The sequence below is a fragment of the Waterburya sp. genome, from assembly GCF_058530065.1.
Map to the genome: position 1 here is coordinate 24,720 of NZ_JBZNBU010000258.1, position 10,026 is coordinate 34,745.

Consider the following 10,026-nt stretch of genomic DNA (forward strand, 5'->3'; position numbering starts at 1 on the left):
TGAGTTCGGGATAAAAGAATTGCTCGAAAAGAATAGTCTTTAGTTTGTAGTCTTTAATTGTTCCTGACGGTTGGCGTTGAGGTATTTACCCAACCAACGAATAAAGGTATCGACAAAAGTAAATAGTACTGGAACAACTACTAAAGTTAAGAGAGTAGAAGTAGTAAAACCACCGATTACGGCGATCGCCATTGGGCTACGTACTTCTCCATCTGCGCCAAATTCTAGGGCGATGGGCATCATACCTGCAATAGTAGAGATAGAAGTCATCAAGATCGGACGCAAACGGGATACACCCGCAGAGATTACCGCCTGTTTGCGATTTTTTCCTTCTTTTAGCCCTGCTAGGGCAAAGTCTACTAAGAGAATCGCATTTTTGGTTACTAGCCCCATTAATAAGACAATCCCGATTAAGGCAAACAAACCCAGTTCTTTTTGAGTAACGAGTAGCCCTAATAACGCCCCGCCAACAGATAAAGGTAAGGCAACTAAAATTGCTAGGGGATAAAGGAAATTGTTATAAAGTAAAACCAAAATGGCATAAATACATAAAATCGCCAACCCTAATGCTCCACCAAAACGAGCAAAGATATCGCGCATAATTTCTGCATCTCCAGAAGGCTCTTCTCTAACTTCGGGAGGAAGGGATGTCATGGCTGGTAAAGCTCTAATTTTGGCGATCGCATCTCCTAAAGAGATTCCCTGTAAGTTTGCTTCTACGGTTACTTGACGGTTGCGGTTGAATCTTTCGATGGTGGCAGGGCTACTACCTAGACGAATATTGGCTACGGCAGTTAAGGGTACTAACGAGCCATTTCTACTAGGAATGCGGAGGTTTTTTAAAGTTTCAATATTTTGACGTTTCTCGGGGTTAATTTGAACTCTAATGGGAATCTGGCGATCGCTTAAGTTGAATTTAGCTAAATTAAATTCAGTATTACCAATGGAAGCTAAGGAAGCAGTGTTGGCGATCGATTGGACGGAAACTCCCAAATCTGAAGCTCTTTTGGGATCTGGCTCGATAATGATTTCTGGTTGAACCAAACTAGTACTAGAAGTAACTTCTACCAAACCTGGTATTTCTCGAATTTGTCTTTCTAGATTGTTGGCAGTCTCGATCAGAATATCGGGAGTATTACTTTGTAAGATTAAAGATACGTCTTTGCCACTTCCTCCAGCACCTTGACTTTGGAAGCTAATTCTCGCCCCTGGAATATTATTAAACTGCGATCGCATTGCTTCTTGGAATTCCTGTTGGGAAACTTCCCGCTCTTCTTTGGGTAGTAATTTGACCGTTACCAATCCTTGATTGATATTTCCTTCTTCCCCTACCTGGGACAAAACATCATCTACTGCGGGTTGTTGGCGCAATAGTTTGTCTAGCTGTAAAACAATTTCTTCGGTACTATCTAATTTTGAACCTGGGGGCAATTCTACTTGAATCGTACTCAAACCCGTATCCCCCGCATCAAATAATCCCTTGGGAATATAGGGTACTAGTTGCAAGCTACCAAAGAAAAAAGCAGCAGCGAGAATTAGGGTAGTTATGCGATTGCGTAAAGCGAGATTGAGTAAGAAGCGGTAGGGTTGCAATTTGCCCTTGCTATTAATTTCTAAATTTTGAGAAGAATTAAATAAACTAATTTGAGCAGAATTAATCGGATTTAATCTTCTTGCTTCTGGAGTAATATCGTAATCTAAAGCATTAAAAGCTTGAAAACGAGGATATTTAATAGGCTGTTGTTTGGGCTTGAGTAAATAAGCACTCAGCATTGGAGTTACCGTACAAGCCACTAGGGTAGAAAACATCGTCGATACTGCTACCGTTACTCCAAAAGGCTGGAAATATTGCCCAGGAATACCACCCATAAAAGCTACGGGAATAAATACCGCTACAATCGTCGCTGTCGTGGCTACTACTGCCAAACCGATCTCCCTAGCTGCGTCTAAAGCTGCTTGGAAAGGTAGTTTCTTCATTTGTAAGTGGCGATCGATGTTTTCAATCATACAAATGGCATCGTCTACTAAGTTACCCACCGCTAAAGCCAAAGCTAGTAAACTCATGCTGTTGAGGGTGTAACCTAAAAACTTCATTACCCAGAAGGTAGGAATAATTGATAGGGGTAAAGCTGTGGCAGTAATTAGAGTAACCCGCCAGTCACGGAGAAAAATTCCTACAGTGATAACTGTCAGCAAACAACCTAAAACTAGAGAATTAATTGTTCCCCGAAAAGAAGCTCTAATTGAATCGGCACGGGTAAATATTTTTTCTAAGGTAATGTCTTCTGGCAGGGTTTCTTTTAATTCGGCTATTTTCTCGGTAACTCCCTCTTCAACTGTCACTAAAGTACTACCAGAACTTCTTTTAACGGCAAAACTAACTACGGGGTTGCCATTCAAAAAAGCTTTTTGGCGTACTTCTTCAAAGTCATCCAGTACTTCGCCAAAATTAGATAAAGGTACTGTATCCCCATTACCCAACTCAATGGGATATTCTCGTAACTCCCTGACAGTTTTAGCACTACCTAAAGTACGGACACTTTGCTCTCTGCCACCAACTTCCGATCGCCCTCCTGAAAGGTTAAGGTTAAACTGAGCGATTTGACTGTCAATCTCCGAAGCAGTAATGCCATAGGCTTGCAATCTGTCGGGATCTAAATTAACTCGAATTTCTCGATCTAAGCCTCCCAATCTTTCTACATCCCCGACACCTTTAATATTGAGCAAGTCGGGAATAATTGTTCGATCTACCAAATTACTAATATCTTCTACAGATCGCCGCTCGGAAACCACTGCATAAGTAACTACCGTACCCCCTGTAAACCGAAGCTGAGTCACATTAGGCTCGTCAATATCTTGAGGCAGATCGGGACGAATTTGTGAAATTGCATTCCGCACTTCGTTAATAGCACGCTGGCTATCTACGCCAAGATCAAAATTAATCACCGTCTGAGAACTACCATCAGTAATAGTAGAACTAAGATCGTCTATTCCATCTAAATTGGCTACTGCATCCTCGATTTTCTTAGTAACCTGATTCTCCAATTCCGTTGGACTAACTCCCCTCTGATTGGCACTGACAATTATAATCGGCACGTCTATATTGGGAGACTCATCAATTCCCAAACCCATAAAGGAGATAATACCCACTATGCCCAAAATCAGGAAGGTAACAATAGTCGGTACGGGATTTTTAATCGACCAAGATGAGAAATGGAAAGACATATTTTGCGGGATAAATTATCGGGGATGAGTAAGCTAGGCTAAAGCTTGTTGAGTATATAGTTTAGCTTTTTTTCTCTAGTTATGTGTACAAATATTAAGTGGCGCTCGCAGTCTATTTTTAATTTTAGCGAATCGCTATCTAAAGCGAAGTCTGAAATTACTAGATAAGTCTGAGGATCGGACTACTCTTTTGGCTCAAGTTTTAAACACTCAAGGAAGCTTGCATTTGTCAGCAGGGAAAAGTCAAGCAGCCCTCAATAGTTGGCAACAAGCCGAAGCCATCTACCGCTTTATCGAGATTTAGTCGGATTGCTAGTTAGCAATAATCCCAGTCAATAGAATCTAATCCAAGCTAGAGAAATTATCGAATCTCTGCAACTTTTAGTTGGCAATTGGCTGTAGACAGTCAACAGTCAACAGTCAACAGTCAACAGTTAACATTGTTCAGTTGCATATTATTTTTCGATCCTACGTATTATTTAAGTGTCGTAGGATCTTTTATGTCTCAATCACTTATTACTTATTACTTATTACTTATTACTTATTACTTATTTCTCATCCCTGAAAAAAGTGTCCGAACCAAATAAAAACAAAGGCTGTGGTTGCGGTTGTGCCAATATTCCCATCTCGGTAATTTTGTTAGTTTTAGGTGGGGGATTTTGGTGGTTTCGTCAAAATGGTTTGCCAGATATTGATGCTAATCAAATTAACGATTTTTTAGCTAAAATTCCTGGAGTAGAAATTTCTATTCCTGTTGACGAACCTCCCCCACCCGCACCTCCTCCTACACCTCCCACTCCTACCCCGACTTTACCGCCAACTATCATCCCTTCCACCCCAGAAGTTCTTGCTACTCCCGAACCTCCTCCACCGCCAGAAGTCATATCCACAAAACCTTTACCTAAAAGCAATTGGTCGCAAAAAAATATCCGAGGAATTTATTTAAGTCGCTATCAAGTTACTAATAATGCCAGCGAACAAATGATTCGCGATCGCGTTCGTTATTATCGCCAACAGGGTTTTAATACGATTATTCATGGAGTTGCGGGCAATGCTTGTACCATGTACAAAAGCGAGGTAATGCAACAAACTTTTGGGATGGATAGTTGTCCCAATTTATTTCGCGATCGCTGGTTGGATTGGTTAATTGATGAAGCCCACAATCAGGGAATGGAAGTCCATGCTTATTTTGAGAAGGGCATTAAAATCGATAAAAATAGTCCTATCTTTGATCGCGCGATCGCTGAAAAGTGGATTATCCCAGGAGTGGATCGCACCTATGCAGGAGTAGAACATTATCTATTAGATGTGGAGAATCCTGTAGTTGCTAAATTCTTCCGCGAGTTAGTTACGGAATTTGTGACTAAATATCCCCAAATCGATGCAGTACAGTGGGACGATTATTTAAGCTACCATGCCGAGTTACCAGGCAAAGTAGATCGCACTGCTAGCCTGACGAAGTTCGTCCGAGAGATGATTAAATCGATGAAACAAGCTAATCCCAACGTTAGCTTCGATCTCTGTCATCATAATCCCTACTGGGCAAAACGCTACTTTGCTGCTGATTGGAAAAATTGGGATGTCGATCGCATTTTCATCCAAAACTACAACGAAAAAAACTTTCAAGCCGAACTAGACTACATCAAACAATATGGTGGCATTGCTATCACTGACAAGCAGTTTCATCGTCTGCCCGAAATCTTAGATAATCAGGCGATCGACAATGTCTTAATTTTTCCCCTCTCTGGTAAACCCGAACAAACCGCCTCTCAGGTTAAAAGCCTAACGGAGAACAAATAGATTTTTATTTTTCGGTTCTCCCTAAATAAATATACGGTAAAGGTTCGGGCAGAAAACCCTAAAAAAAAGGCAACAAACCACACTTACAGTCACCATTTGTTTTTTCTAAAATGTAATCAAAGCAAAGAAAAAAAAATGATTGAGGAATTAATAAGTTATGGCAATTGTTAGTTATAATCCTTGGGCAGAAATGGACGCTTTTCAACAACATTTGAATAAAGTTTTCAACGAAGTTTTAACTCCTGCTAACATCGCCGATTTTGGAAACTATTCTAAAGTTCCTGCTGCGGAGTTAACCGATACTGAAACCGCTTTAGTTCTTAAATTAGAATTACCAGGAATGAATGTAGCCGATATTAATATTGAAGCTACTGCTAAAAGCGTCTCTATCTCTGGAGAACGTAAGTCTCAAGTTACCGCAGAAAATAAAACTCGGTCGGAATTTCGTTATGGTAGGTTTGCTAGAGTCATTCCTCTACCCGTACGGATTCAAAATACCGAAGTTAAAGCTGAATATCAAGACGGCATTCTCGTCCTTACTTTACCTAAATCGGAAGAGGAACAAAATAGAGTAGTTAAGGTTAATTTAGCTGAATAATATAGTTGCTAAATTTGACTATAAATAGGTTCTGATAGTTTATCCAAGTAGTTAATAATCGACTAGCTATTCTTATAAGAGTAGCTAGTTTCCTTGCTGTTTACTTTTTTCAAGTATTAACCTAAGTTTATAAGTCATACAATAATTAGTACAAAATAAATATTGATCCCTAACTATCAAAAACTAATAAATAGATGTTAAATTAAGAACAATAAAATTAATCTTAAATACTAAATACTAAATATTAAATGTTAAATGTATCGACCGAGAATAATCCTCAATTTCTATTGTTTGCTCAACACGGTTGGGCGGATAATGGTAATCGTATTAGCAGACTGGCAACAGCAGTAGCTGACGAACAAACAATAGTTACCGTTCCTAGTTTGGGATATATTACTACCTTTATTAGTATTCAACCTTTGGTAAAAAAACTAGAAAAAATTGTTGCCGAAGTAATTAATCAATACCCCTATACTCCTATCAAAATTATTGGGCATTCAATGGGTGGGTTGATGTGGCTTGAAGTATTAAACCGCAATCCTCAATGGTGGGAACGAGTACATTCATTAGTTTTGCTTGGCTCTCCTGTCGGCGGCTCTAACGTAGCGCGACTAATCGATCCTTTGAGCATTGGTATCGGCACTGCTAAGTGTTTGGGAAAAAATCGTCGAGACATAGCCGAAAAAATCGCCCAACAGATTCCCACTCTTTCTGTAGCTAGCAATATTCATAACGGTACTGATGGTTTGGTTACCGTAGAAAATACTAAGTTTGACTATGCCAACTCCTTGCTAGTTTCTGACATTCCCCATTCTGCCATGAGATCCCATCCCCAAATGATTCCTATTATTGAAGACTTTTGGGCAAACCCCCAACTAGGATCGCCTCCTCAAGCGGACTGCGCCACTAAAATAATTCAAAAATTGCGCTCGCTCCCAGGAATGACCGATGCGGATTATAGTAATTGCGATCGCTCTCAAGTAGTGGCTCGTTTTGCCGATGGTACGACGATTAACACTTTAAGCAATCTTTGGGGAATCGATCGCGTCTATGTCTTTAAACCCGAACAACAATGTGTCTATGCTGGATATGTAGGTTTAATTCATACTTTTAATTTACGCCAAGCGATCGCTAAGTTAGTCAAAAATACTGACTTAAAATTTAATTAATCATGAGTCACAGATTGATTATAATACAATTGTTCTGAAGTTATTAGTTATTAGTTATTAGTTAGGGACGTTTCATGAAACGTCCCTAACTAATAACTATGGCGCAGCCCTTTATCAGCTTAAAACAGTTGGGGTTGTGGCTGCTATACAATAAATTAGACTAGATCGAAGTAAATAAATATCGATCGTTCCTATCACTCTAAATCTAAATGAACTCATCGCCATCGCAACCATATATCAAGCTAGACCAATTTCTCAAATGGCAGGGTATAGCTCAAACTGGAGGAGAAGCCAAGATTATTATCAAACAGGGAATAGTTGAAGTTAACGGGATCGAAGAAATTAGAAGAGGACGCAAATTAATTACGGGAGATATAGTCAAAGTTGCGGGTCAAACTCATAGGGTGGAATTACAACATTCATCATAAAAAGTTACCCAGTCTTAACAAATACATTAGTGCGTAATATGAGTCAATAATGGCAATACAAAGATCTTCTGACTCCCAAAGCTCTTCTTCCAGACAATCTCGTTCCCCCAAAAAGCCAGAAATAGAGCTAAATTTAATGCTTCCTCAAGCTAATACTGAGGAAACAGAGCAAAATGAAGACAAAATACGTCCCCAACGTTTGGAAGACTACATTGGTCAAAAAGATTTAAAAGGAATTTTGCAGATTGCGATCGCAGCTGCTAAAGGCAGACAAGATCCTTTAGATCACCTTTTATTATATGGTCCTCCAGGTTTGGGAAAAACAACCATGTCTCTAATTCTGGCAACGGAAATGGGAGTAAACTGTAAAATTACCTCTGCGCCAGCTTTAGAACGCCCGAGAGATATTACAGGATTGCTAGTCAACCTCAAGCCAGGGGATATTTTATTTATCGATGAAATTCATCGTTTAAATCGCATGACGGAAGAATTACTCTATCCCGCCATGGAAGATTTTCGTTTGGACATAACTATAGGCAAAGGAACGACTGCCAAAACTCGAAGTCTGACTCTTCCTCCTTTTACTTTAGTTGGGGCAACAACCAAAGCAGGTTCGCTTTCTTCTCCTTTAAGAGATCGCTTCGGCATCATCCAAAGGTTGCGTTTTTACGAATTAGACGAATTGACTTTAATTGTCAAACGTACCGCAGAAATTCTTAATGCCGCTATTACAGAACCAGGGGCGATCGAAATTGCTCGTCGTTCTCGCGGAACACCCCGAATTGCTAATCGATTATTGCGTCGCGTTAGAGACTACAGCCAAGTGCAAAAAGCAGAAACTATTACTGACGAATTGGCAGCAATGGCAATGGATCTGTTTGATGTAGATCGAGAAGGATTGGACTGGACAGATCGGTTGGTATTGAATACCATAATTCAACAGTTTGATGGAGGACCTGTGGGTTTAGAAGCGATCGCCGCAGCTACGGGAGAAGACCGCAAAACTATTGAAGAAGTCTACGAGCCTTATCTTTTACAAAATGGCTATCTCAGCCGCACTCACCGTGGCAGAATGGCAACAAATAAAAGCTACCAACATCTAGGCTACAAGGACGATAAGCCAAATCAAACAGAGTTATTTTGATTTTGTTGAGTAACTATTTAATTAACTTTAACTCGATCGCCATCCTTGAGATAAGCAGCACCTTTTAAGATAATGCGATCGCCCGATTGCAAACCATCCGTTACCTCAATCTTTTGACCGTCTAAAATCTCTCCCATTTTTACGGTTTGAGCTTTTACAGTGTTGTCGGATTGCAACACAAAGGCAGTAGCTCGATTTTCCGCTGATGGCAACAAGGCTTCAATAGGTACGGCTAAACCTTGGTTGGTATCGGTATTAATCGCCCCTTGCAAAAACATTCCTGGTTTGAGTTTCTCATTACTAGGTAAATCTACTTTAACTACAGCTTGGCGAGAACTATCGTCAATTAGGGGGTCTATTTCTCTGACCTTTCCAGTTAATTTGAAGTTGCGATCGGCATTAGAAGTAATATCTACCGATTGCCCCGCTTGAATTTTACCAATTAGAGTTTCGGGTACTTGCAATCTCAATTCCAAGCGTCCGTTTTGTACGATGGAAAATAACATTTCTGATGTAGAAGCAATCTGTCCTACCCTAGCCTCTCGGGAGACAATTACACCACTGCTGGGAGCAACAATAATTGTATCTTCTAATTGGGCTTCAATAGCTTGCAATCTACCTTGAGCTTGAATTAATTGTGCTTCTGCTTGAGCGATAGTTTGACGGCGAGAACCAGCTTTTACCTGGGCTAGAGCTTGTTTGGCTTCATTGAGATTGGCTTTTGCCCCTGCTAGATTAGATTCGGCTACTTTTTCTTGATTCAAAATCTCATCAAAGCGATCGCGCGTAATTGCTCCTTCTTGCTGTAAACTACGATTGCGTTCTACTCTGGTTTGAATCAGTTCTAGATCTGATTCTGCTTGAACGACTGCCGATTCTGCATTAGCTACTCTAGATTCTGCTTGAGCGACCTCTTCTACGCGACTTCCTGCTTGCAATTCATCTAGTGCCGATCTAAATTGAGCTACAGCAGCTTCTGCTTCTATTTTTTGAGCGACTAGAGCTTTGTTATTCAGTCTTGCCAAAACCTGTCCGCGCTCTACGTAATCTCCTCTTTCTGCTAGCACTTCTGCAACCTGCAATCCTGATGCCTGGGACATTACAGGAATTCTTTCAAACGCTCTTACCGTACCAGAAGCATCTAAAGTATTGTTGATCGCAGTAGTTTCAACTTTAACTGCGGTTACTGCTTGGGTAGGTGCGGTAGATTGGGCGACTTCAGGTGCGGTAGATTCTCCTCCATTGCTGGCAGTAGGGCTAGAAAATAAACGACTCGCTCCCAAAGTAAAAAATACTCCCAATCCCAACCCAATTAATAAAGCTTTTTTGCCTGTAAATAAAGCTGCTTTTTTGTTTTTAATCGATTCTTTGGCTAAATCGGAATCTGCTGGGGAAATATTAGCAGGTGCTACGGAAGAAGTAGCTAAACTGTCAGTAGTAATCTCAATTGGTCGATCGCTTGGTTCGGCTTTTGTATAGTCGAGAAAATAAAATTTATCGTCAATTTCTGTGATATATAAAGCATTTTTAGGCATAAAGTTGGATGCTCGATCGGGATAGGCTAACTTAGCCGAATCGACCCCCAAAAAAGCTTTTTCTAAAAGTAAACTGTCTAACTCTCCTAAAGATCCAGCGATTAGGCGATCGCCCGTTCCGAGATCT

At 40.3% G+C, this 10,026-nt stretch carries 7 protein-coding genes; 5 read left to right on the plus strand and 2 right to left on the minus strand.

The window, feature by feature from the left end; translation table 11 throughout:
• Positions 1-39: 39 nt before the first annotated feature.
• Positions 40-3,225: an efflux RND transporter permease subunit gene (locus AC33VI_RS15445; protein WP_491783160.1), complete on the minus strand. Its 3,186-nt coding sequence runs from the start codon at positions 3,223-3,225 to the stop codon at positions 40-42.
• A gap of 570 nt (positions 3,226-3,795) precedes the next feature.
• On the opposite strand from AC33VI_RS15445, the gene AC33VI_RS15450 reads away from it, so the two are divergent.
• The 5 genes from AC33VI_RS15450 (at position 3,796) to ruvB (ending at position 8,364) form a co-directional block, all read left to right on the plus strand.
• Positions 3,796-5,025, plus strand: coding sequence for a family 10 glycosylhydrolase (locus AC33VI_RS15450; protein ID WP_491783161.1), 1,230 nt, complete (start codon positions 3,796-3,798; stop codon positions 5,023-5,025).
• Between the two features lie 157 nt (positions 5,026-5,182).
• Complete coding sequence (locus tag AC33VI_RS15455; protein WP_491783162.1) at positions 5,183-5,623, plus strand: Hsp20/alpha crystallin family protein; 441 nt, start codon at positions 5,183-5,185, stop codon at positions 5,621-5,623.
• A gap of 248 nt (positions 5,624-5,871) precedes the next feature.
• Positions 5,872-6,792, plus strand: a complete 921-nt coding sequence (locus AC33VI_RS15460; protein ID WP_491783163.1) for an alpha/beta fold hydrolase — start codon at positions 5,872-5,874, stop codon at positions 6,790-6,792.
• 209 nt (positions 6,793-7,001) lie between these two features.
• Positions 7,002-7,220, plus strand: a complete 219-nt coding sequence (locus AC33VI_RS15465) for an RNA-binding S4 domain-containing protein (protein WP_491783164.1) — start codon at positions 7,002-7,004, stop codon at positions 7,218-7,220.
• Between the two features lie 136 nt (positions 7,221-7,356).
• The gene (gene ruvB / locus AC33VI_RS15470) at positions 7,357-8,364 is read left to right on the plus strand and encodes a Holliday junction branch migration DNA helicase RuvB (RefSeq protein WP_491783167.1); all 1,008 of its coding nucleotides are present in this window, start codon (positions 7,357-7,359) and stop codon (positions 8,362-8,364) included.
• Between the two features lie 17 nt (positions 8,365-8,381).
• On the opposite strand, the gene AC33VI_RS15475 is transcribed toward ruvB, so the two are convergent.
• Positions 8,382-10,026: efflux RND transporter periplasmic adaptor subunit (locus AC33VI_RS15475; RefSeq protein ID WP_491783165.1), on the minus strand; the 1,645-nt coding region annotated here is incomplete at its 5' end.